Source organism: Variovorax sp. PBL-E5 (assembly GCF_901827185.1).
GTDB lineage: Bacteria > Pseudomonadota > Gammaproteobacteria > Burkholderiales > Burkholderiaceae_C > Variovorax.
Genome location: NZ_LR594671.1, coordinates 3949117 through 3972478, shown reverse-complemented (window position 1 = coordinate 3972478; position 23362 = coordinate 3949117). Strand labels below are relative to the sequence as shown.

Sequence of the window (23362 nt, the reverse complement as noted above, 5' to 3'; positions counted from 1 at the left end):
GCGGGACAGATGCTGCAGGATGGATCAGCGCGCCGCCGCGATGGCATGCCGCGGGCATCACGGCGTCATGGCATCGATCTTGCGCCCTTCCGGCGATTCAAAGGACTGAAAGAGGAGCAATGAACCCATGAACACGAATGCATCCAAGAACATCGAATCCATTCTGGTGGAGACCCGTGTGTTTGCACCGGACGCGCGCGCCACGAAGGGCGCGCGCATCGCCGGCATGGCCGCCTACGAGGCCCTGTGCAAGGAAGCCGCCGACGACTTCGAAGGCTTCTGGGCGCGCCTGGCGCGCGACAACGTCGCGTGGACCAAGCCCTTCACCAAGACCCTCGACGAATCCAGGGCCCCGTTCTACCGATGGTTCGACGACGGCGAACTCAACGCCAGCGCCAACTGCCTGGACAAGCACATCGGCACCCCGGTGGAGAACCGCACCGCCATCATCTTCGAAGCCGACGACGGCGCCGTCACCCGCTTCACCTACAAGGAACTGCTCGCGCGCGTCTCGCAGTTCGCCAACGCACTCAAGGCCCAGGGCATCAAAAAGGGCGACCGCGTCGTCATCTACATGCCCATGACCGTCGAAGGCGTCATCGCCATGCAAGCCTGCGCGCGCATCGGCGCCACCCACAGCGTCGTCTTCGGCGGCTTCTCCGCCAAGGCCCTGCAAGAGCGCATCATCGACGCCGGCGCCGTGGCCGTCATCACCGCCAACTACCAGCTGCGCGGCGGCAAGGAACTGCCCCTCAAGGCGGTGGTCGACGACGGCATCGCGCTGGGCGGCTGCGAGTCGATCAAGTCGGTGCTCGTCTACCAGCGCACCCAGACGCCGTGCCACATGGTCGCCGGCCGCGACCAGACCTTCGACCAGGCGCTGCAGGGCCAGAGCACCGAATGCGCCCCCGTGCCCGTCGGTGCCGAGCACCCCCTCTTCATCCTCTACACCTCCGGCTCCACCGGCAAGCCCAAGGGCGTGCAGCATTCCACCGGCGGCTACCTCCTGTGGGCCAAGCTCACCATGGACTGGACCTTCGACATCCGTGCCGAGGACGTGTTCTGGTGCACCGCCGACATCGGCTGGGTCACCGGCCACACCTACGTCGCCTACGGCCCGCTGGCCGCCGGCGCCACGCAGCTCATGTTCGAAGGCATCCCCACCTTCCCGCATGCCGGGCGCTTCTGGCAGATGATCGAGAAACACAAAGTCTCCGTCTTCTACACCGCGCCCACGGCCATCCGCTCGCTCATCAAGGCCGCCGAATCCGACGAGAAAGTCCATCCGAAGAACTGGGACCTGTCCAGCCTGCGCATCCTCGGCTCCGTGGGCGAGCCCATCAACCCCGAAGCCTGGATGTGGTACCACCGGAACGTCGGGCGCGAGCAATGCCCCATCGTCGACACCTTCTGGCAGACCGAGACCGGCGGCCACGTCATCACGCCGCTGCCCGGCGCCACGCCGCTGGTGCCCGGCTCCTGCACGCTGCCGCTGCCCGGCATCATGGCCGCGATCGTCGACGAGACCGGCCGCGACATCCCCAACGGCGCCGGCGGCATGCTGGTCATCAAGCGGCCCTGGCCGGCGATGATCCGCACCATCTGGAACGACCCGGAGCGCTTCAGGAAGAGCTACTTCCCCGAAGAGATGGGCGGCACCATTTACCTGGCAGGCGACGGCGCGGTGCGCAGCGCCGACCGCGGCTACTTCCGCATCACCGGGCGCATCGACGACGTGCTGAACGTCTCGGGCCATCGTCTGGGCACGATGGAGATCGAATCGGCGCTGGTGTCCAAGACCGACCTGGTGGCCGAGGCCGCGGTGGTGGGGCGCCCGGACGACGTGACGGGCGAGGCGGTGTGCGCGTTCGTGGTGTTGAAGCGCGGACGGCCAGATGGCGAGGAGGCCCGGCAGATCGCGGCCGACCTGCGCGCCTGGGTGGCCAAGGAGATCGGCCCGATCGCCAAGCCCCGCGACATCCGCTTCGGCGAGAACCTGCCCAAGACGCGCAGCGGCAAGATCATGCGCCGGCTGCTGCGCAGCATCGCCAAGGGCGAGGCCATCACGCAGGACACTTCGACGCTGGAGAATCCGGCCATCCTCGAGCAACTGGCCGAAGGCCACTGACATCGCGCGTGGAAAGAAAAAAGCACCTGGCGATTTCTCGCCGGGTGCTTGATTCACTTTTGGATTTGGTGGTGGGCCCTGAGTGACTCGAACACTCGACCTACGGATTAAGAGTCCGCTGCTCTACCAACTGAGCTAAGAGCCCCTGATCGACATTGCTGTCATTCAGGCAATCCCACGATTATAGCCATACTCGGCCACCTGACATTCAGGTCCGCATCGAAAATGCAGGCATCTTCAAGCGGCCCGGCTGCCGGCCCCGGCACTTCTGCGCTGAGTCCAGCGTTACCATGCCTGCCGGAACAAGGAGCCTTCGATGATCGAAACCAACGTCCCGCCGCAGGTGGTGATCACCGGCGCTGCCGGCGCACTGGGCCGCGCCGTGGTCCAGCATTTTCTCGATCAGGGCGCCCGCGTGGCCTTGATCGACCATCGCATGGAACATCTGGTCAATGCGTTTCCGGGCCTCGACAACTCGCAGCACCTGCTGATCGAGGCCGACGTGACCGCGGTGCCGGCCATGGCCGATGCGGCGCAGCGGATTCTCACCGCCTTCCGGCACGTGGACGCGCTGATCCACATCGCCGGCGGCTTCGAGATGGGCGAGCCGGTGCATGCCCTGAGCCGCGCCGCCTGGGACCGGATGATGAACCTGAACGCATGGTCCTTCGTCGCGGTCACGCAGGCGCTGGTGCCGTCGATGATCGAGCGCAAGGCCGGGAGCGTGGTCGCCGTCACCGCCAAGACCGCAGCGCGCGGCATTGCCTCGATGGCCGCCTACATCGCATCGAAGAGCGCGTTGCAGCGCCTGGTGGAAGCCTCGGCGGCCGAACTGGCGCCACACGGTATCCACGTCAACAGCATCGCGCCCAGCGTGCTCGACACGCCGGCCAACCGCCAGGCCATGCCCGATGCCAACCCGGATGGCTGGGTCTCGACGGTGGTGGCCGCGCGCACCATCGGTTTTCTGGCTTCGGCGAGCGCGGCTGCGCTGCACGGCCAGCATCTTGCGCTCGATGCCTGAGCAGGGCTAGCTAGAGGAATCGGCCGATCAGGGCGCGCAACCTGCTCAAGGGGGAAGCGCCGAAGGCGGCTTCCTGTCGCTGACGGGCCTCGCGCGCCTGCGTGAGCGTGCGGGCGAGGGCATCGAGGGCCTGCGGGCTGCGGTGCCAGACGCACTGGACCACGAAATGCCCACCGTCCCGGGCGCCGAGTTTCGGCGAGATCCTGATCTGCTCCCCGCCCATGCTGCGAAGCAGGCTCGCACGCACGCTGGCGAGCGCCAGGCCATCGCGCAGACCTTCGACGCGATGGCCCAGCGTATAGCCGATCGTCCGCACGCCCGGGAAGCGGTCGACGACGAATGCGGTGATTTCCACCACCACCAGCCTTCGAAGCATTCTCTGCTGCGGAATCGGCGACGACACGAAACCGCCGAGATGCAGGGTGCCGCCGTCCTTGCTCAGGATCACCGTCGTCACGGTGCCGAGGTGTCTGGCACCGTCGTAGACGGACAGGGGCTGCCCCAACTCGTACGGTGAGGAGTCGGGCCCCGCAATGCGTAGATTCCTGGAACTCATGAATGGAGAAGCGCGCCGGCGATGAGGTGTCCCGATGCGCTGCGCGCAGCGGTGAGGTCGATCACGCAAGCCTGCAAGCCAGGGCCGAAACCCCCGCTGCAGACCGCATGACATCTGGATGAATGGTGGAGAGGATGAGGATCGAACTCACGACCTCCGCATTGCGAACGCGGCGCTCTCCCAGCTGAGCTACCCCCCCACGCGACGCGTATTTTAACCAGAACCCGCGACCCGGCGCATGCCCCTGCGCTGCACGCGCGTTCGCGCTGCCTACATCAGCAGATGCTCGCCCGCGTTGTCGCCTCCGAGCGTGACGTAGTTGACCTTGCGGATGTCCATGAGCTTCCTGCCGCCCGCATAGCTGATGGAGCTCTGGATGTCCTGTTCCATCTCGACCAGCGTATCGGCGAGCTTGCCCTTGATCGGTTCGAGGATGCGCTTGCCCTCGACGTGCTTGTACTCGCCCTTGTTGAAGTCGCTGGCCGAGCCGTAGTATTCCTTGAAGAGCACGCCGTCGACCTCCACCGTCTTGCCCGGCGATTCCTCGTGGCCGGCGAACAGCGAGCCGATCATCACCATCGACGCACCGAAGCGCACGCTCTTGGCGATGTCGCCATGGTCGCGGATGCCGCCGTCGGCAATGATCGGCTTGGTCGCCACGCGCGCGCACCACTTGAGCGCCGACAGTTGCCAGCCGCCGGTGCCGAAGCCGGTCTTGAGCTTGGTGATGCAGACCTTGCCCGGGCCGATGCCGACCTTGGTCGCGTCCGCACCCCAGTTCTCGAGGTCGATCACCGCCTCGGGCGTGCCGACGTTGCCCGCGATCACGAAGGACTTCGGCAGCTTTTCCTTGAGGCAGGCGATCATGTTCTTCACGCTGTCGGCATGGCCGTGCGCGATGTCGATCGTGATGTACTCGGGCACCAGGCCGGCCGCCACCAGGCGGTCGACCGTGTCGTAGTCCGGCTGCTTGACGCCGAGCGAGATCGAGGCGAACACGCCCTTGGCCTGCATGTCCCGCACGAACTTCAGGTTGTCGAGGTCGAAGCGGTGCATCACGTAGAAGTAGCCGTTCTTCGCCAGCCAGGTGCAGATGGTCTCGTCGACCACCGTCTTCATGTTGGCCGGCACCACCGGGATGCGGAAGCTGCGGCCGCCGAGCGTGACGCTGGCGTCGCACTCCGAGCGGCTTTCCACGCGGCATTTGCGCGGCAGCAAAAGAATGTTGTCGTAGTCGAAAATCTGCATCACCAAGCTCCTTTGACAGTGGATTGAGCGCTTGGTCCGGCCGGTTTCCGAGGCGTTTTCGAAAAAGGAAACGCCCACGAAAAACCGGGCGCAAGAAACTTGGGCCCGGTGACTGATTTTACGCGGTGCGGCCGCCGAACGCATGCGACCGGTTCATATGACCGCCATACGCCATGCTTTCTACAATCGACGGATGCTCACCGACCTCGCGGCACCCGCAGATTCGCCGCTGCTCCACAACCTCAACCCGGAGCAGCGTGCCGCCGTCACGCTGCCGGCCGGCAATGCGCTGATCCTCGCCGGCGCCGGCTCGGGCAAGACGCGGGTGCTGACCACCCGCATCGCCTGGCTGCTGCAGACCGGCCAGGTATCGCCGGGCGGCATCCTCGCCGTCACCTTCACCAACAAGGCCGCCAAGGAAATGATGACGCGGCTGACGGCGATGCTGCCCGTCAATGTGCGCGGCATGTGGATCGGCACTTTTCACGGCCTGTGCAACCGCTTCCTGCGTGCCCACTGGAAGCTCGCCGACCTGCCGTCCACCTTCCAGATCCTCGACACGCAGGACCAGCTGTCGGCCATCAAGCGGCTCATGAAGCAGTTCAACGTCGACGACGAGCGCTTCCCTGCCAAGCAGACCCAGTGGTTCATCGCCGGCGCCAAGGAAGATGGCCTGCGTCCGCGCGACGTCGAAATCCGCAGCGAGGACGACCGCAAGAAGGTCGAGCTCTACCAGTTGTACGAAGAGCAGTGCCAGCGCGAGGGCGTGGTCGACTTCGGCGAACTGATGCTGCGCAGCTACGAGCTGCTGCGTGACAACGACCCGGTGCGCGAGCACTACCAGCGGCGCTTCCGCCACATCCTGATCGACGAATTCCAGGACACCAACCGGCTGCAGTACGCGTGGATCAAGATGCTGTCCGGCGCCACCGTCGACGGCCGCTTCGTGCCGGGCGACAGCAGCGTGATCGCGGTCGGCGACGACGACCAGAGCATCTATGCCTTCCGCGGCGCGCGGGTGGGCAACATGGCCGACTTCGTGCGCGAGTTCGAGGTCAGCCACCAGATCAAGCTGGAGCAGAACTACCGCAGCTTCAGCAACATCCTCGACTCGGCCAACGAGCTGATCAGCCACAACAAGAAGCGCCTGGGCAAGAACCTGCGCACCGACCAGGGCCCCGGCGAGCCGGTGCGCGTCTACGAGTCGACCAGCGATTTCGCCGAGGCGCAATGGATGGTCGAGGAGATGCGCCAGCTCGCGCGCGACGGCATCGCGCGCAAGGAAATGGCGGTGCTCTACCGCAGCAATGCCCAGAGCCGCGTGATCGAAACCGCGCTCTTCAACGCCGCCGTGCCGTACCGCGTGTATGGCGGCCTGCGCTTCTTCGAACGCGCCGAGATCAAGCATGCGCTGGCCTACCTGCGCCTGCTCGAGAACAAGGACGACGACACCAGCTTCCTGCGCATCGTCAACTTCCCGCCGCGCGGCATCGGCGCCCGCACCATCGAGCAGCTGCAGGATGCGGCACGGGCGGCAGGCCGCTCGCTGCACGATGCGGTGAGCGTGGTCGGCGGCAAGGCCGGCACCAATCTCTCGGCCTTCGTCGCCAAGATCGACGTGCTGCGCGAACAGACCGTCGGCATGTCCCTGCGCGAGATCATCGAACTGGTGCTCGACCACAGTGGCCTCGTCGAGCACTACAAGGCCGACCGCGAAGGCGCCGACCGCATCGAGAACCTGGATGAACTCGTCAACGCGGCCGAGAGCTTCGTCACGCAGGAAGGCTTCGGGCGCGATGCCGTCGCGCTGCCGGTCGACGAGCTGCGCCAGTCTCCGGCCAGCCAGGGCATCGATCCGAATCTTCCGCTCAGCGACGAGCCGCTCGCGCCCGACGCCGAAACCGGCGAGACCATGAGCCCGCTGGCCGCGTTCCTCACGCATGCCGCGCTCGAATCGGGCGACAACCAGGCGCAGGCCGGGCAGGACGCGGTGCAGCTGATGACCGTGCACGCGGCCAAGGGGCTCGAATTCGATTGCGTGTTCATCACCGGCATGGAAGAGGGCCTGTTTCCGCACGAGAACTCGATGAGCGACTACGAAAGCCTCGAGGAAGAGCGCCGCCTGATGTACGTCGCCATCACCCGTGCGCGCCAGCGCCTGTACCTGAGCCACTCTCAGACGCGGATGCTGCATGGCCAGACCCGCTACAACGTGAAGAGCCGCTTCTTCGATGAACTGCCCGAAGGCGCGCTCAAGTGGCTGACGCCGAAGAACCAGGGCTTCACGCCGTCGGCCTTCGGCTATGGCGGCGGCTATGCCACCACGCGCCCGGGGGGCGGCGGCTTCGGCAAGGACACCTTCGCGAACCCGCCCGTGCCGCCGCAAAAGACGGCACCTGCGCATGGCCTGCGCTCGGGCATGCAGGTGTTCCACAACAAGTTCGGCGAGGGCACGGTGCTCGCGCTCGAAGGCAGCGGCGACGACGCGCGCGCCCAGGTCAACTTTCCGCGCCACGGGGTCAAGTGGCTGGCCTTGTCGGTCGCGAAGCTGACACCGGTCTAGAGGCGGAACCGTCTCCCGACGGGCTGACGGAAAAGCCCGTCGATGCCGCTGTCGCAGCGGCATCGATTCGCCTGCGATCCACGGGCCACACAACTCCCTGAACGTCCGAGATGCGTCCTCGGCGCGCGTTCGTGCGCGGTCCTCGGCTCACGCCGCGCGGCCGTGCCGATTGACGGTTTTGCAGGCCGGGTGCTAAAGTGAATCAACTTTGCAACTCGGTCTCAGCCCGTGGGACAGAAGATGAGCTCTCTCGAATCCGCTGTATCGATCCTCGGTTGTTTTTCTTCCGACACGCCCGAGTTGGCGGTGACGGAAGTCGCCGCGAAACTCGCAATGCCGAAGAGCACCGTGTCGCGGCTGATGCTGGCGATGGCCGAGCAGCGGCTGGTGGAGCAGGACGAGGCGACGCGCCGCTATCGCGTAGGCCTCCTGCCCTTCCGACTCGGCCAGCTCTATTACGCGCACGTCAAGGTGGTGGAGCTGGTGGAGGCCGAGATCGAGGTGCTGATCAACGAGACCGGCTTCACAGGCTATGTCGGCGTTCTCAACGGCGCGGACATCGTCATTCTTCGCAAGCGACATGGGCGATACCCTGTCCAGATGATTCTGGACGCAGGATCGCGGATGGCCGCCGCGACCACCGCTTTCGGCAAGGCCTTGCTTGCGCGCCTGCCGAACGAGGAGCTCGGAAAGATCCTGCCGCCTGCGCTCGTCGAAGGAAAGAGCGGCGCGCGCAGACCGGTCGCCAGGCTCCTGACCGAACTCGATACGGTGCGGGCGCAGCACTGGGCCATCGGCGACACGGCCTTTGCCGGCATGTGCGCCATCGGCGCCGCCGTCGGCAGTTCCGACGATCAGCAGGCCATCGGCTTCTCGCTGTCATTCCCCGACATCGCCGTCAATGCGGCGGGACGCAAGGCGATCGCCGATCGCGTGGTCGATGCGGCCCGCAGGGTGGCTGTCATCACGGCCGATCCGTTCTGGGCGCAACGCCCGGCGCAAGCGCCATCGCCGGCATCGAAGGGATCGACGCCACGCGCCCGGACGGCCAAGCATCGACCCACATGATTTCACTCCAGGAGAACACCATGGCAAGCTTGTCGGATCGTGAGTTCGATCGTCGTCGGTTTCTTTCCGGCGCTCTGAGTGCGGGAGTCGCTTCGGCACTGCTGGGCGGCCTTCCCGGCCGGGTGTCGGCGGCCCAGGCCACCGAGCTCCGGCTCCTGTTCCCCGGCGGCTCGTGGAAGGACTGGTTCGACCAGACCTTCGTGACGCCCTTCGCGCAAAAGCACTCCATCAAGCCGATCTGGAAGACCGGACTCGGCTACGAACCGCTCATCATCGCGCAGCGGGCGCGCCCGCAATGGGACATGGGGCAGCTCGACCAGAGCACGTCGACGCAGCAAGGTGCGTTGAGCTCGGTCGTCGAGTGGAAAGAGGAGCGCATTCCCAACATGAAGAAGGTGCATCCCGCCTTCCGCTATCCCTATCTCGCCGGCCTGGTCCATACGCCCTACGGTATCGCCGTGAACACCAAGCGGATCAAGAAGCCGATCACCTCGTGGTTCGATCTGTGGGATCCGGAGTTCGCCGGCAAGGTCGGGTTTCCCGATTGGGTCTGGACGGGCGAGCAGGTGTTCCATGCGATCAACCTGCTGTCGGGCGGCGACCCGGAAAAGATCGATCCAGGCATCGAGAAGCTGAAGGCGCTCTACAAGACGAACAAGGCGCAGACCATCAACAACGTCGAGCACACCAAGCAATTGCTGGTGTCCGAGGAGATCTGGATCTGCCCGTATTTCGGCGCACGCACCGAGCAGGCCAAGGCGGCCGGCGCGCCGGTCGAATTCGTGATCCCCAAGGAAGGCGGCATGTCCTGGACCTACAACACCGCGATCATCGCCAACCGTCCCAAGGAAAGCATCGAGCTGGCCGAAGCATTCGCCAACGATACCCTGGACGCGGAAAAGCAGATCGCGTTCGCCCGCCTGTGCGGCTACCCGCCGACCAACATGGACGCGATGAAGAACCTGCCGCCGGACCTGAAGAAGCTCGAATTCAGCAGTGCGGATCTGGAAGGCATCGGCAAGCTGGCCCGGCGCTTCGACTACATGGCGCAGTTCGCCTACCGCGACCGCAACCGCGAGCGCTGGAACAAGGAGGTACTGGGTGCCTGATGCGAAAGCGGGTACCGCAGCACCGCAGTCCCTTCTGGTGCTGCAAGGCATCAGCAAGCGATACGGCGCCACGACCGCGGTGGGGCCGATCGACCTCGATGTCCGCCGCGGCGAGTTCCTGACCCTGCTCGGCCCTTCGGGCTGCGGCAAGACCACCACGCTGCAAATCATTGCGGGGCTGGTCGGCGCCACGGCCGGACAGGTGCGACTCGACGGCCGCGAAATGACAGGCGTCGCGACGTCGAAGCGGGACATGGGCGTCGTGTTCCAGAACTACGCGCTGTTTCCCCACAAGACCGTCTTCGACAACGTGGGCTTCGGCCTGCGCATGCGCAAGATGCCGCGCGAACAGATCCGCGAGCGCGTGCGCCGGATGCTCGAGACCGTCGGCTTGCCCGGGGTCGAGGCGCGCATGCCTGAACAGTTGTCCGGCGGGCAGCGGCAGCGCGTGGCCCTCGCGCGCGCGCTGGTGATCGAGCCGAAGGTGCTGTTGCTCGATGAGCCCCTGTCCAACCTGGATGCGATGCTGCGCAAACGCATGCGGCACGAGATTCGGGACCTGCAGCAGCGCCTGCGCATCACCACGATCTTCGTCACCCATGACCAGGACGAAGCCTTCGAGATGTCGGACCGCGTCGCCTTGCTCAACAAGGGGCGCGTCGAGCAGATCGGGTCTCCCGAGGATCTCTACGACTCGCCGGCCACGCGCTTCGTCGCCGAGTTCATCGGTGACGCGAACCTGGTCGAGGGTCAGGTGGTGGCGGCGCAGGCATCGGGCGAGGTTCGCATCCGCGTAGCCGGCGATACGGACCTGCCGGCCAGGGCCGTACCGGGCAGCCTGCGGGTCGGCGATGCCGCGTACCTGATGCTGCGTCCCGAACGCATCGAATTGATGACCGAGGCGCCGGCGTCGGGCGAGGCGCTCCCCGCCCGGCTGGTGAAGCGCGTCTTCTCCGGCGAACAGCTGAGCCTGGAACTGGAGACGGCAAGCGGCGTCCGCCTGGTCTGCACGAAGCCGAGCCTGCCGCGCTTCCGGCAACTCGCGGCGGGCGACGCCGTCTGGCTTTTCCCCACCGAATGCCGCGCGTTGAAGGTGGACGCCACATGAATCAGAGCGGCGGCCGCTTCGGCGTGGTGCTCGCCGTGCCCCTCACGGTGCTGTACCTGGTCTTCCTCGTCCTGCCGCTTGGATTCTTCCTGGCGATGGGTGTCTTCAGGTACGACGCCTTCGCCCTGTACATCCCGCATCCGACCGCAGAGAACTTTCTGCGCCTGATCGCGGATCCGTACTACCGGGCCATCATCGTCCTCACGCTGAAGCTCGCGGCGCTGACGACGCTGTGCAGCCTTCTGCTCGGCTATCCGATGGCCTACTTCCTGTCGCGCACCCAATCGGCCTGGCGCGGCGTGCTGATGTTCCTGGTCGTCGCGCCGCTGACCACCGGCGTGATCGTTCGCACCTACGGCTGGATCGTGCTGTTCGGCGCGGAGGGCCTGATCAACCGTGTGCTCCTGTGGACCGGCCTCGTCCACCAGCCGCTGCAGATCCTGAACACGCAGACCGCCGTCGTCGTGGCCCTCGTCCACATCCTGCTGCCTTACATGATCTTTCCGCTCTTCTCGTCGCTCACCGCGCAGGACCCCAGCCTGCGGCGGGCGGCCAGCACGCTGGGCGCGGGCACTGCGCGGATCTTCTTCGAGGTGACGCTGCCGCTCAGCAAGCCCGGCATCCTCATGGGCTCGGTGCTGGTCTTCACGCTCAGCGCAGGCTCGGTCGTCACGCCCACGCTGCTCGGCGGCAAGAACGTCCAGATGATGGGGCAGTCGATCTACGAGCTGGTGCTGCACACGCTGAACTGGCCGCTCGGATCGGCGATGGCGTCGATCCTGGTCCTGCTTCAGTTCGTCATCATCTTCCTGTATTTCCGCAGCGATCGACGGGCGGCGCTCCATGGCTGACAAGACTTCCGAGGCCGGGGGCGTGGGCCGCGTGCTGCTGCTGGCGGCCGTGCTGCTGATCTACATCTTCCTGCTCGGGCCGATCCTGATCATCGTCCTGACCTCGTTCACGGCGACCAGTTCGACCGCCTTCCCGCCCAGCGGCTTCTCGCTGCGCTGGTACGGCGAGTTCTTCCGCGCCGACAACTTCGTCGACGCCTTCCTGTTCAGCATCAAGCTGGCCAGCCTGTCGGCGCCGATCGCGACGCTGATCGGATTCCTGAGCGCCTATTCGATCATCCGCTTCGCGGGCAAGCGGCGCGAGCTGGCGCAGTCGCTGGCGCTGCTGCCGGCCATGGTGCCGCAGATTCTCATCAGCATGTCCTTGCTGCTCGCGCTGAATTTCGTGCCGCTGCCGAGCTTCCTCGCGCTTCTTGCGGGACACGTGCTGCTGTGCCTTCCCTTCGCCATCGCTGGCGTCTCGGCCAGCCTCGACGGCGTCGACGCGCAGCTCGAGACGGCGGCGCTGACGCTCGGCGCATCGCGCCTGCGGGCGCTCTGGGAGATCGTGCTGCCACTGACCGCGCCCGGCATCGTCTCGGCGCTGATCTTCTCGTTCATCATTTCTTTCGGCGACGCCTACATCGCCCTGTTTCTCACCGGCCCGGGCATGACGACCCTGCCGATCGAGATCTTTTCCCAGATCCAGTGGGAAAGCACGCCGGTGATCGCGGCCATCACCACCTTGCAGATCCTGCTCATCCTGGTTCTCGGCCTCGTCGTCGAGCGCCTCGTCGGGATGCGCCGAATCATGCGCATTTGAAGGAGCACCAACTGATGAAGAAGAGCCTGAAGAAAATGGAGATCGGGACTGCCGTCTCCGTCGCGCCCGGCCGGGTCGACGGCATGCTGCAGGTTGGCAGTCTGCCGGACGGTTCGCCGATGGAGATTCCCGTGATCATCGTGCGCGGCGCCGAAGACGGCCCCGTCGTGTGGATGCACGGATGCGTCCACGGCAACGAGTATTGCGGCGCGTTCAGCATCCACGCCCTGACGCGCGAGCTCACGCTGCAGCGCGGCACGGTGGTCGCGCTGCCGGTCCTGAACATCACCGGCTTCCAGCGGCAGCAGCGCATGAGCCCGTTCGACGGCTACAACGGCGGCGACCTCAACCGCTGCTTTCCCGGCAAGCCCGGCGGAACGCTGACCGAACAGATGGCGTTCCATATTTATCAGCATCTGCGCGAGCACGCGACGCATTTCGTCGACGTCCATACCGCTTTCACGGCCGACACGCGTTGGGCCCTTTTCGCGCCGCCCTCCGGCGACAAGGCAGACGTCGCGCACGGCATGGCGCGTGCCTTCGGCTTCGAGAACACGTTGCCCACGCCGCTGGACACCCTGGGCGGATCGGCCCTGATCGAGGCGGCGAAGGAAGGCATTCCCGGGCTGATCATCGAAGCCGGCGGCATCGGCTCGGCGTTCAGCCCCGAGACTGTGGCCGATTGCGCCGAGCGCTTTCGCAACGTGCTGCGCCATCTCGACATGCTCCCGGGCGAGACCACCGAATATGGCGGGCTGACCCTGTTCTCCAATTTCGCGTGGGTGAATGCGACGCGCGGCGGCCTTTTCCGCCCGGCCGTGAAATGCGGAAACCGGATCGCCGAGGGCGATCTGGTCGGCCGCTACTACGACGTGTTCGGCGATCTGGTGGAGGAGGCGAAGAGTCCTTTCTCCGGCATCGTCCTGGCGATCGGCGGCGGTCCGGTCATGCCCAACGGCGAGATCCTGGTCCATGTCGGCCTCGATCCTCAGCCCGCTCGATAAGGAGAATTCACGATGGACACCATTGAAATCGGCACGGCAGTCTCGAAGGGCCCGGGCGTTGCAAAAGGACGCCTGAAGATCGGCGAGTTGCCCGATGGGCAACCCATCCTCATTCCCGTCGTGGTGGTGCGCGGCGCCTCGGACGGGCCAGCCCTGTGGCTGCACGGCTGCGTGCACGGCAACGAATACTGCGGCGCGTTCGTGCTGCACGAATTGATCCGCTCCCTGTCGCCGGACACGCTCAAGGGGACGGTCGTCGCGCTGCCGATCCTCAACATGACGGCGTTCCAGAAGAACCAGCGCATGAGTCCGTTCGAGGGCTACAACGGCGGCGACCTCAACCGCTGCTTCCCGGGCAGCGCGACCGGCACGCTCACGCAGCAGATGGCGCACGCGATCTACAGCGAACTGCGCAAGCACGCCGACTACCTGATCGACATGCACACCGCGCTGACCGAGGACGTGCGCTGGGCCCTGTACGCCGACATCCCGGGCGAGATCGGCAAGAAGGGGGAGGGCATCGCGCGCGCCTTCGGCTTCCGCAGCACGCTGCCCGCGCCGCCGGACATCCTCGCGGGCTCGTCGATGATGAGCGCGGCCAAGGACGGCATTCCCTCCTTCATCATCGAGGCCGGCGGCAAGGGACCGGCCTTCACCGACGAGACCGTGCGCGACACCGCCGAGCGGCTGCGCAATGTCATGCGGCACCTGTCGATGCTGGACGGCGTGGTGACCGACTACGGAAAGCAATGGCACTTCTCGAATTTCGCCTGGGTGCATTCCACGCAAGGCGGCATGTTCCAGCGCCAGGTCCGTTGCGGGGACCGGGTCGAGAAGGGGACCGTGATCGGCAACTATTTCGACCTGCACGGCCACCCCGCGGGCGACGCGCATGCGCCCCATCCGGGCATCGTGCTGGCGATCCACCCCGGACCCGTGATGTCGACCGGCGAGACTCTGATCCACATCGGCCTTGATCCGCAGGAGGTCTAGCAGATGACGATCACCCCAACCATCGCCATCGTGGATGGCCAGATCGTCGACGGCACCGGCGGCGCGGCGATCCCCGATGGCCTCGTGCTGATCGAGAACGGCAAGATCACCCATGCCGGCAAGAAGAGCGCAAAGGCCATCCCGCGCGGCGCGCAGGTCATCGACGCCGCGGGGGCCTCGGTCCTTCCGGGGCTGATGGACGTTCACGTCCACATCTCCCTCAACGGTCCCAGCAACATCCAGCGCGAACTCATGTCGCGGCCCGTGGGGCAGGTCGCGTTCGAGATCGCCAGGAACCTGCGCGAGACGATCGCGGCCGGCACGACCACGATCCGCACCGTCAGCGACATGGCGCACCTGGACATCGCCGCGCGCGATTCGATCAACAAGGGCGTGATGCCCGGGCCCCGCATGCATCCCTGCGGCAAGGGGCTGACCACGACGGGAGGTCATGGCGATCTGCTGCCCTGCTGGATTTGCCAGAGCCACGGCGACGTCTCCGAGATGGTGGATGGCGTCGACGCGGTTCGCACGGCCGTTCGCCGGCAGGTGAAGGCCGGCGCCAGCTGGATCAAGCTGTTCCAGACCGGCGGCGTGATCGACCCCCATGGCCGCATCGACGCCGAGGAGTTCTCCCCGAGCGAGTTCGATGCCGCGTTCGAGACCGCCAAGCTGGCCGGCGTGCCCGTGGCCGTCCACGCGCACAACAAGGTCGCGATCCTGCACAGCATCCGAAGCGGCTGCCGCTCGATCGAGCACGGCATGCACTTCGACGAGGAGTGTGCCGAGGTTGCGCGCGAGCACGGCGCCTTCCTGGTTCCGACGCTGACGGTGATGGACCGCATCCTGACGCTCGGCGCCGAGAACGGTGTGCCCCAATCGACCATCGACAACGTGCGCGAGCGCACGAGCAAGCACCGCGAGTACGTGAAGTACGCCTTCGACATCGGCGCCAACATCGCCAGCGGAACCGACGCGGGCTCGATGCTCACGCCGCACGGCTCCGCCGGGCGCGAAGTGGTGCAACTCGTGAAGTGCGGCCTGACGCCCGAGCAGGCGATCTTCGTGGCGACGAAGAACACGGCGCGCCTGCTCAAGGTGGACGACAGGCTGGGCACGCTGCAGGCGGGCATGCTTGCCGACGTCATCGTGGTGGAAGGCGATGTCCTGAAGCAGCCCGAGAAGCTCGAAGCCGCCGAGAACATGCGCCATGTGCTGATCGGCGGGCGGCCCGTGGCCGCCGGCGGACATGCGCTGGCGAGTTGAAGCACGCACCGCAGGCCCTTACGGAGATTGATCGATGACCCATGCCGACGACGTTTCATCCATTTTCCAGGCCCTGGGCATCGGGGCCGACACGCAGAGCCGGGCGCCCGGCGTGCTCGAAGTCCGCACGCCGATCGATGGCAGCGTGCTCGCACGCATCGAAGCGACGAGCCCGGCGGCGCTGGATGCCGCCCTCGACCGCGCGCACCAGCGCTTCCTGGCATGGCGCGAGGTGCCGGCTCCCAAGCGCGGCGAACTGGTGCGCGCCTTCGGCGCCGCCGTGCGCCGCCGCAGGGCCGAGCTCGGCCGGCTGATCACGCTGGAAACCGGCAAGATCCTGCAGGAGGGCCTGGGCGAAGTCCAGGAAGTGATCGACATCTGCGAGTTCGCCGTCGGCCTGTCGCGGCAGCTCTACGGCCTGACCATCGCCAGCGAACGGCCTGAGCACAAGCTGCTCGAGACTTGGCAGCCGCTCGGACTGGTCGGCATCATTTCGGCCTTCAATTTTCCGATGGCGGTGTTCTCGTGGAATGCGGCCATCGCCCTCGTCTGCGGCAACACGCTGGCGTGGAAGCCGTCCGAGAAGACCCCGCTCAGCGCCGTCGCGCTGAACAGCCTGATGCAACAGGCCGCCGTCGAGGCGGGACTGGATCCGGCGGGCCTGAGCGAGCTCTTGATCGGCGAGCGTTCCGTCGGCGAGGCGCTGGTCGCCCATCCGAAGGTGCGGCTGGTGAGCGCGACCGGCTCCACGGCCATGGGCAGGAAGGTGGCCGTCGAATGCGCCTCCCGGTTCAAGCGCTCGCTGCTCGAACTGGGCGGCAACAACGCGGCCGTCGTCGGCCCCTCGGCCGATCTCGAACTGGTCGTGCGTGGTGTGGCCTTTGCCGCCGCCGGTACGGCCGGTCAGCGCTGCACCAGTCTGCGCCGGCTGATCGTGCACCGATCGATCTACGCGGCGCTGGTGGATCGCCTGGTCGCGGTCTTCGCGCGCCTGCCGGTGGGCGATCCGCTCGAAGACGGCACGCTGGTTGGCCCCCTGATCGACGAACGCGCCTTCGCCGCCATGCAGGGCGCGCTGGCCGATGCCCGGGCACTCGGCGCCAAGGTGCACTTCGGAGAGCCGGAGGCCGGCGCGGGCGCAGGCCACTATGTACGGCCGGCGATCGTGGAATTCGCGCAGCAGACGGGTCCGATGCTGCACGAGACTTTCGCGCCCATTCTCTACGTCGTGCCCTATGACGCCTTCGACGACGCCATCGCCATGAACAACGCCGTGGCCCACGGCCTGTCCTCGGCCGTCTTCACGCGCGACCTCGGGGAGGCCGAGCGCTTCACCTCAGCGGGTGGATCGGATTGCGGCATCGCCAACGTCAACATCGGCACCAGCGGCGCGGAGATCGGAGGCGCCTTCGGCGGCGAGAAAGAAACCGGTGGCGGCCGGGAGTCGGGGTCGGACGCCTGGCGCGCCTACATGCGCCGGGCCACGAACACCATCAACTACGGCAGCTCGCTGCCGCTGGCGCAGGGCGTCAAATTCGACCTCGGGTAGGCACGATGGCGGGCCGGGGTTGCCGTCCTAGTCGGCGTTGAAGCTGTCGCGGAAGGTGAACCAGGTGCTCGCGAAGAACATCGCCGCCATCACCAGCGCCCCGCCGATCATCACCGCGCCGCCCGCCGCCGACGCGCCTTCGCCGATGCCCATCGCGCCGAAGGCGACCAGCAGGCTGGCGATCAGGCTCAGCACGATGCCTGCGCCAATGAACACGCCGGTCCAGATGAGGCCGTAGACGGTGAGCGCACCGAAATTCCGGAAACACGCGACGAAGCTGAAGAACAGGCTCTTGGCCGGCGGCACGTGGTGCCAGTGCACCAGCGCCGGCGCATGCCAGAAGGCGAGCGACAGCGGCAGGTAGAGCGCCATCGCGGTCCACAGCGCAACCTGGAACTCCGTGCTTTCGGCGAGTTCGCGCGTGAGCGGCCCGCCCAGCAGGTAGACCTTGGCGAACTGGCCGCCGTCGGCCAGCGCCGAGATCGCCATCACGCCGAGAAACAGGACGGCGTAGAGCACGCCCAGCACCAGCATCGGCCGCATGTCGGCGCGCACCGCGTTCAGCGCCGCCATGAAGACCGCGCCCGCGGGCGGCTTCTCAGGCGCCGCCGCCTGCGCGGTGGCCGCCATGAGGCCGAGCGTCATGGTCGGCAGCAGCATCAGCGCGACGGCCGCGCCAATCAGCGGCACCTGCGATGCGATCGACACCAGCGCCATGAAGAAGAAGAACAGCGAGATGAAGGCGAGCGGCTGCACGGCGAAAGCCCTGAGCCCGGTGCGGACCCACAGCGCGCCGGTGCGCGCGGGGACGAGGTTGAGTTTCATCGCTTGGGTTCAGGCAGCGAGCGCCTCGGCGGCGGCCGCCAGCTCGAAAGGCCGGCGCGCGCGCTCGCGCAGCACGCGCTCGAAATGGGTCGGATCATGGGGCTTGAGCATGCTCGCCTCGCGCGGCAAGTGGAAGTCCCACAGGCGCGAGATCCAGAAGCGCAGCGCCGCCGCGCGCAGCATCGCGGGCAGCAGGGCGCGCTCGGCACCGGTCAGCGGCCGCACGGTGCCGTAGGCGGCCAGCAGCGCATCGGCGCGCGCAGCTTCGTGGCGGCCGCTCGGCAGGTCGATCGCCCAGTCGTTCAGGCACACGGCGAGGTCGAACAACCAGCTGTCGGTGCCGGCGAAGTAGAAGTCGAACACGCCGGTCAGCCGCGGCAATGTGCCGTCGGGGGCAGCGTCGAACACCACGTTGTCGCGGAACAGGTCGGCATGCACCGGCCCGCGCGGAAGGGCCGCGCAGGCGGACGATTCGGCGATGTGGTTCTGGTAGGCGAGTTCGCTGCGCAGCAGCGCGGCTTGCGGCGGATCCAGGTGGGGCAGCACCACGGGCGCCGTGTCGTTCCACCACGGCAGGCCGCGCAGGTTGGGCTGGATGCGCGGGAAGTCGCGTGCCGCCAGGTGCATGCGCGCCAGCAGCCGGCCCAGTTCGGCGCAATGGGCCGCGGTGGGTGCGAGTTCGCTGTGGCCCTGGAGCCGCTGGACGACCGCGGCCGGCTTGCCGGCCACCGAGAGCAGCAACTCGCACGGCGCATTGGCGGGGATCGACAGCGCATGGCCCGTGGGCGGCGCAATGGCCGGATCGGCCACCGGCTCGGGCACCGGCAGGCCGCGCGCCGCGAGATGCTTCATCAGGCACAGGTAGTAGGGCAGCTGCTCGGCCCCGAGGCGCTCGAACAGCGTCAGGACGAACTCGCCCGACGCTGTGGTCGCGAAGTAGTTGGTGTTCTCGATCCCGCCCTCGATGCCGCGCAGCGCGGCGAGCGCACCCAGGCCGAGGCGCTGCACCAGCGCGTCGGCCTCGTCGAACCCGACTTCCGTGAAGACCGCCACCGCCCGCGCTCAGAACTTGAGCACGTTCCAGACCCGCGGACCGTTGCCGTTGGTGCCGGTGTCCGATTCGCTCTGTCCGGGCCGGTAGCCGCCTTCGTTCGGCAGCACCTGGTAGGAGGGCACGTTGGCCTTCGGCTTCACGGTGATGCGCTGGGTCTGGCCGCCGTAGCGCACCTCGTCGACCGACGCCCCGCTGTCCTCGACGTGGATGTGTTCGATCTTCTGGTTCTGGCGGCCGGGTGCCGCGTCCTGGCCTTGGACCGCATCGGGCGGCGGTGGCGCCGGCTGAGGCGCGCTCTGGGCATGGACGACGGCGAAGGGTGCGACGCAGGCCAGAACCAGCGAGGCGAGCCGGAGCCGGCGAACGAGCAGGAATTTGGAGGAGGACATGCAGGGATTGTAGGTGGCGCTTCTCCCGCCGGGTGTCAGCGGGCGGCGATCGTCCGCGTGATGAAGGCGCCCGTGTGCGGCACGGCAAAATGCGCCGATGACCGACAAGAAAACGCTGCTGCTCGTGGACGGCTCGAGCTACCTCTACCGCGCCTTCCACGCCATGCCCGATCTGCGCGCCGTGCCGGGCGATGCCAGCAGCCCGGCCACCGGCGCCATCCGCGGCATGATCAACATGATGCAGGCCCTGCGCCGCGAGGTGCGCGCCGACTATGCGGCCTGCATCTTCGACGCGCCGGGCAAGACCTTTCGCGACGACTGGTACCCGCAGTACAAGGCCAACCGCTCGCCGATGCCGGACGACCTGCGCACCCAGGTCGACCCTATCCACAAAGTGGTCGGGCTGCTCGGCTGGCCCGTGCTGTGCGTGCCCGACATCGAGGCCGACGACGTGATCGGCACGCTGGCGCGCACCGCCGCCGCGCAGGGCATCGAGGTGATCGTCTCCAGCGGCGACAAGGACCTGAGCCAGCTGGTCGACGAGCACGTCACCATCATCGACACCATGAACGGCAAGAAGCGCGACGTGGCCGGCGTGACGGCCGAGTTCGGCGTGCCGCCGAACCTGATGATCGACTACCAGACGCTGGTCGGCGACACGGTGGACAACGTGCCCGGCGTCGAGAAGGTCGGCCCCAAGACGGCCGCCAAGTGGCTGCTCGAATTCGGCTCGCTCGATGCGCTGATCGCGCGCGCCGCCGAGGTGAAGGGGCAGGCCGGCGAGAACCTGCGCCAGGCGATCGACCGCCTGCCGCTCAGCAGGAAGCTGGTGACCATCCGCACCGACTGCGACCTCGACGGCCATGTGAGCGGACTGCCCGCCCTCGATGCGATCGCCATCGGCCCGCAGCAGATCGATGCGCTCAAGGCTTTCTATGAGGAATACGGCTTCAAGAGCCTGGTCAAGACGCTCGAGGCGCACGCGGTGTCGCCCGAGCTGATCGAGGAGAACAAGCGCAGGAAGGGCCCCGAGGCCGGCGCCGGCCTGTTCGACGAGCCGGGCTTCGAGGCGGCCGCCAAGGCCACCAACCTCGCCTACGACACCGTCATGACCTGGGAGGCCTTCGACGCCTGGCTGGCGAAGATCCAGACCGCCGAGCTGGTCGCGCTCGACACCGAAACCACCTCGCTCGACGAGATGCGTGCCGAGATCGTGGGCCTGAGCTTCAGCGTGACGCCGGGCGAGGCGGCCTACATTCCGCTCGCGCACAACTACCCCGATGCGCCGGCCCAGCTGCCGCTCGACGAAGTGCTCGCGAAGCTCAAGCCCTGGCTGGAGGACGGCACGCGCAAGAAGCTCGGCCAGCACATCAAGTACGACCGCCACGTGTTCGCCAACCATGGCATCGAGGTGCAGGGCTATGCGCACGACACCATGCTGCAGAGCTACGTGCTGGAGGTCCACAAGCCGCATGGCCTGGCCAGCCTGGCCGAGCGGCACCTGGGCCGCAGCGGGATCGACTACGAAGACCTCTGCGGCAAGGGCGTGCACCAGATCTCCTTCAGCCAGGTCGCGATCGACAAGGCGTCCGAATACTCGTGCGAGGACTCCGACCAGACGCTGGACGTGCATCGCGTGCTCTGGCCGCGCCTCGAGGCCGACGAGAAGCTGCGCTTCATCTACCAGCTCGAGATGGATTCGAGCGAAGCGCTCTACCGCATCGAGCGCAACGGCGTGCTGATCGATGCGCCGACGCTGGCCGCGCAGAGCAACGAGCTCGGCAAGCGCATCATGGCGCTGGAGGACGAGGCCTACGCGCTCGCCGGCCAGCCCTTCAACCTCGGCTCGCCCAAGCAGATCGGCGAGGTGTTCTTCACCAAGCTCGGCCTGCCGGTGGTCAAGAAGACGCCGAGCGGCGCGCCCAGCACCGACGAGGAGGTGCTGGAGAAACTCGCCGAGGACTTCCCGCTGCCGGCCAAGATCCTGGAGCATCGCGGCCTGTCCAAGCTCAAGGGCACGTACACCGACAAGCTCGGCCAGCTCGCCAATCCGCGTTCGGGCCGCGTGCACACGCACTATGCGCAGGCGGTCGCGGTGACGGGGCGGCTGTCCAGCAACGACCCGAACCTGCAGAACATCCCGATCCGCACCGCCGAAGGCCGCCGCGTGCGCGAGGCTTTCGTGGCACCCGCGGGCCGCGTGATCGCGAGCTCCGACTACTCGCAGATCGAGCTGCGCATCATGGCCCACATCAGCGGCGACGAATCGCTGCTGCGCGCCTTCACCGAAGGCATCGACGTGCACCGCGCGACGGCCGCCGAGGTGTTCGGCGCCGCGGTGGATCAGGTGTCGAGCGAGCAGCGCCGCTACGCCAAGGTGATCAACTTCGGGCTGATCTACGGCATGAGCAGCTTCGGCCTCGCGCGCAACCTCGGCATCGGGACCAAGGCCGCGGCCTCCTACATCGACCGCTACTTCGCGCGCTATCCGGGCGTCAAGGCCTACATGGACGAGACCAAGCTGCTGGCCAAGCAGCAGGGCTATGTCGAGACCGTGTTCGGCCGCCGCCTCTACCTGCCCGAGATCAACTCGCCCAACGGCCCGCGCCGCGGCGGCGCCGAGCGCGCGGCCATCAACGCGCCGATGCAGGGCACCGCGGCCGACCTGATCAAGCTCAGCATGGTCAAGGTGCAGCAGGTGCTCGACGCCGAGCGGCGCGGCACGAAGATGATCATGCAGGTGCACGACGAACTGGTGTTCGAGGTGCCGGACGAAGAGGTCGAATGGGTACGCACCGAGATCCCGCGGATCATGGCCGGTGTCGCAGACCTGAAGGTGCCGTTGCTGGCGGAGATCGGCTTCGGTCCCAACTGGGACAAGGCGCACTAGCCGGCCGGCCGCCTCCGCCATGCGCCTGCGCCACATCGAGGTCTTCAACGCGATCATGCTCACCGGCAGCGTGAGCGCGGCGGCGAGGCTCATCAACATCACGCAGCCGGCGGTCAGCCGCACGCTGCAGCATGCCGAGATCCAGCTCGGCTTCTCGCTGTTCCAGCGCGCCAAGGGGCGGCTCACGCCGACCACCGAGGCGCTGGCGCTCTATCCGCACATCGAGAAGCTGTTCGCGCAGCTCGACGAAGTGCAGCGGCTGGCCGCCAACCTGCGCACCGGCAGCGACGCGGGCGAGCTGCGCATCCTCACCGTGCTGGCGCTCAGCTACGAGGTGTTGCCGCGCGCGCTCAAGGCCTTTCGCGAGAAGCATCCCGCGGTCGCCGTGGTGGTCGAGTCGCTGCATTCGCCGCAGATCATGTCGGCGCTGCTGCTGCAGGAGGCCGACGTCGGCTTCGCCTTCAGCCCCGCCGTGCATCCCTCGCTCACGCAGGAGGATCTGGCGGACAGCCGCATGGTGTGCATCGCGCCCAAGGGCATGCTGCCGCGCGCGCTGGTGCGCGCCGGTTCGGTGGCGCTGCACGACCTGGTCGATCTGCCGGTGGTGGGCCTGGACAGCCGCGACCCGGTCGGCACCAGCCTGAGCCAGGCCTGCCGCCAGGCCGAGGTCGGCTTCCGGCAGGCGGTGGTCACGGTGCAGACCTACCATGCGGCGCTCGCGATGGCGCACCATGGCCTCGGCATCGCGCTGGTCGACGGCTGCACTGCGAGTTCGGCGGACCGCAGCAAGGTCGACGTGCTGAGGCTGGCGCCCGGCATCCCGGTGCCGATCCGCGCGCTGCGCTTCGCCGGCCGGCCCGATTCGGTCGCGGTGCGCAGCATCACCCGCTGCATGCGCGAGGCGATCGAGGGCATGCGATAGCCGATCGATCTCG

At 67.1% G+C, this 23362-nt stretch carries 19 protein-coding genes and 2 tRNA genes; 14 read left to right on the top strand and 7 right to left on the bottom strand.

From position 1 onward, the window contains the following. The first annotated feature begins 127 nt into the window (after nucleotides 1-127). Nucleotides 128-2128 (top strand): acetate--CoA ligase, encoded by a 2001-nt coding sequence (gene acs / locus WDLP6_RS19350; RefSeq protein ID WP_162593661.1) that lies wholly within the window; start codon nucleotides 128-130, stop codon nucleotides 2126-2128. A 69-nt stretch (nucleotides 2129-2197) separates the two neighbouring features. On the opposite strand, the gene WDLP6_RS19345 is transcribed toward acs, so the two are convergent. Next, nucleotides 2198-2273: transfer RNA gene (locus WDLP6_RS19345), tRNA-Lys, on the bottom strand. Nucleotides 2274-2444: 171 nt separating this feature from the next. On the opposite strand from WDLP6_RS19345, the gene WDLP6_RS19340 reads away from it, so the two are divergent. After that, nucleotides 2445-3152 (top strand): SDR family NAD(P)-dependent oxidoreductase, encoded by a 708-nt coding sequence (locus WDLP6_RS19340; RefSeq protein ID WP_162593660.1) that lies wholly within the window; start codon nucleotides 2445-2447, stop codon nucleotides 3150-3152. 10 nt (nucleotides 3153-3162) lie between these two features. Here the strand turns inward: WDLP6_RS19340 and WDLP6_RS19335 are convergent, their stop codons facing one another. The 3 genes from WDLP6_RS19335 to WDLP6_RS19325 all read right to left on the bottom strand — a co-directional run bounded on the left by WDLP6_RS19335 (nucleotide 3163) and on the right by WDLP6_RS19325 (nucleotide 4956). Beyond that, on the bottom strand, nucleotides 3163-3609 hold the full coding sequence (locus tag WDLP6_RS19335; RefSeq protein ID WP_162593659.1) for a hypothetical protein: 447 nt from the start codon (nucleotides 3607-3609) through the stop codon (nucleotides 3163-3165). 222 nt (nucleotides 3610-3831) lie between these two features. Further along, nucleotides 3832-3907: transfer RNA gene (locus WDLP6_RS19330), tRNA-Ala, on the bottom strand. A 71-nt stretch (nucleotides 3908-3978) separates the two neighbouring features. Further along, entirely contained in the window at nucleotides 3979-4956 is a 978-nt protein-coding gene (locus WDLP6_RS19325; protein ID WP_162593658.1) for a GMP reductase, read from the bottom strand. Between the two features lie 193 nt (nucleotides 4957-5149). Between WDLP6_RS19325 and WDLP6_RS19320 the strand changes: the two genes are divergently transcribed. The 10 genes from WDLP6_RS19320 (at nucleotide 5150) to amaB (ending at nucleotide 17269) form a co-directional block, all read left to right on the top strand. Further along, complete coding sequence (locus tag WDLP6_RS19320) at nucleotides 5150-7519, top strand: UvrD-helicase domain-containing protein (RefSeq protein WP_162593657.1); 2370 nt, start codon at nucleotides 5150-5152, stop codon at nucleotides 7517-7519. Between the two features lie 240 nt (nucleotides 7520-7759). Beyond that, a complete protein-coding gene (locus WDLP6_RS19315; protein WP_162593656.1) occupies nucleotides 7760-8587 on the top strand; it encodes an IclR family transcriptional regulator in 828 nt (275 codons plus the stop codon). Nucleotides 8588-8607: 20 nt separating this feature from the next. Then, nucleotides 8608-9696, top strand: a complete 1089-nt coding sequence (locus WDLP6_RS19310; RefSeq protein WP_162593655.1) for an ABC transporter substrate-binding protein — start codon at nucleotides 8608-8610, stop codon at nucleotides 9694-9696. Next, a complete protein-coding gene (locus WDLP6_RS19305) occupies nucleotides 9689-10804 on the top strand; it encodes an ABC transporter ATP-binding protein (RefSeq protein ID WP_162593654.1) in 1116 nt (371 codons plus the stop codon). Before WDLP6_RS19310 ends, WDLP6_RS19305 begins: the two co-directional genes overlap by 8 nt. Further along, the gene (locus tag WDLP6_RS19300) at nucleotides 10801-11655 is read left to right on the top strand and encodes an ABC transporter permease (RefSeq protein ID WP_162593653.1); all 855 of its coding nucleotides are present in this window, start codon (nucleotides 10801-10803) and stop codon (nucleotides 11653-11655) included. The genes WDLP6_RS19305 and WDLP6_RS19300 overlap by 4 nt, the downstream gene beginning before the upstream one ends. Beyond that, entirely contained in the window at nucleotides 11648-12457 is an 810-nt protein-coding gene (locus tag WDLP6_RS19295) for an ABC transporter permease (protein ID WP_162593652.1), read from the top strand. The genes WDLP6_RS19300 and WDLP6_RS19295 overlap by 8 nt, the downstream gene beginning before the upstream one ends. After that, nucleotides 12343-13461 (top strand): succinylglutamate desuccinylase/aspartoacylase family protein, encoded by a 1119-nt coding sequence (locus WDLP6_RS19290; protein WP_197910175.1) that lies wholly within the window; start codon nucleotides 12343-12345, stop codon nucleotides 13459-13461. Before WDLP6_RS19295 ends, WDLP6_RS19290 begins: the two co-directional genes overlap by 115 nt. Nucleotides 13462-13473: 12 nt before the next feature. Further along, the gene (locus tag WDLP6_RS19285) at nucleotides 13474-14454 is read left to right on the top strand and encodes a succinylglutamate desuccinylase/aspartoacylase family protein (protein ID WP_162593651.1); all 981 of its coding nucleotides are present in this window, start codon (nucleotides 13474-13476) and stop codon (nucleotides 14452-14454) included. Nucleotides 14455-14457: 3 nt separating this feature from the next. Next, nucleotides 14458-15720 (top strand): metal-dependent hydrolase family protein, encoded by a 1263-nt coding sequence (locus tag WDLP6_RS19280; RefSeq protein WP_162568770.1) that lies wholly within the window; start codon nucleotides 14458-14460, stop codon nucleotides 15718-15720. 34 nt (nucleotides 15721-15754) lie between these two features. Beyond that, nucleotides 15755-17269 (top strand): L-piperidine-6-carboxylate dehydrogenase, encoded by a 1515-nt coding sequence (amaB, locus tag WDLP6_RS19275; RefSeq protein WP_162593650.1) that lies wholly within the window; start codon nucleotides 15755-15757, stop codon nucleotides 17267-17269. A 27-nt stretch (nucleotides 17270-17296) separates the two neighbouring features. Here amaB and WDLP6_RS19270 read toward each other — a convergent pair whose 3' ends face one another. The 3 genes from WDLP6_RS19270 to WDLP6_RS19260 are packed head-to-tail and all read right to left on the bottom strand — an operon-like array spanning nucleotide 17297 to nucleotide 19537. Then, entirely contained in the window at nucleotides 17297-18094 is a 798-nt protein-coding gene (locus tag WDLP6_RS19270; protein WP_162593649.1) for a BPSS1780 family membrane protein, read from the bottom strand. 9 nt (nucleotides 18095-18103) lie between these two features. Continuing rightward, complete coding sequence (locus WDLP6_RS19265) at nucleotides 18104-19147, bottom strand: homoserine kinase (protein WP_162593648.1); 1044 nt, start codon at nucleotides 19145-19147, stop codon at nucleotides 18104-18106. A 9-nt stretch (nucleotides 19148-19156) separates the two neighbouring features. After that, nucleotides 19157-19537: a hypothetical protein gene (locus tag WDLP6_RS19260; protein WP_162593647.1), complete on the bottom strand. Its 381-nt coding sequence runs from the start codon at nucleotides 19535-19537 to the stop codon at nucleotides 19157-19159. A gap of 97 nt (nucleotides 19538-19634) precedes the next feature. Between WDLP6_RS19260 and polA the strand changes: the two genes are divergently transcribed. Further along, nucleotides 19635-22427 carry a DNA polymerase I gene (polA, locus tag WDLP6_RS19255; RefSeq protein WP_162593646.1) on the top strand — a complete coding sequence of 931 codons (2793 nt, stop codon included), beginning with the start codon at nucleotides 19635-19637 and terminating at the stop codon, nucleotides 22425-22427. Between the two features lie 19 nt (nucleotides 22428-22446). Next, nucleotides 22447-23349 carry a LysR family transcriptional regulator gene (locus WDLP6_RS19250; RefSeq protein WP_162568764.1) on the top strand — a complete coding sequence of 301 codons (903 nt, stop codon included), beginning with the start codon at nucleotides 22447-22449 and terminating at the stop codon, nucleotides 23347-23349. The last annotated feature ends 13 nt before the right edge of the window (nucleotides 23350-23362 follow it).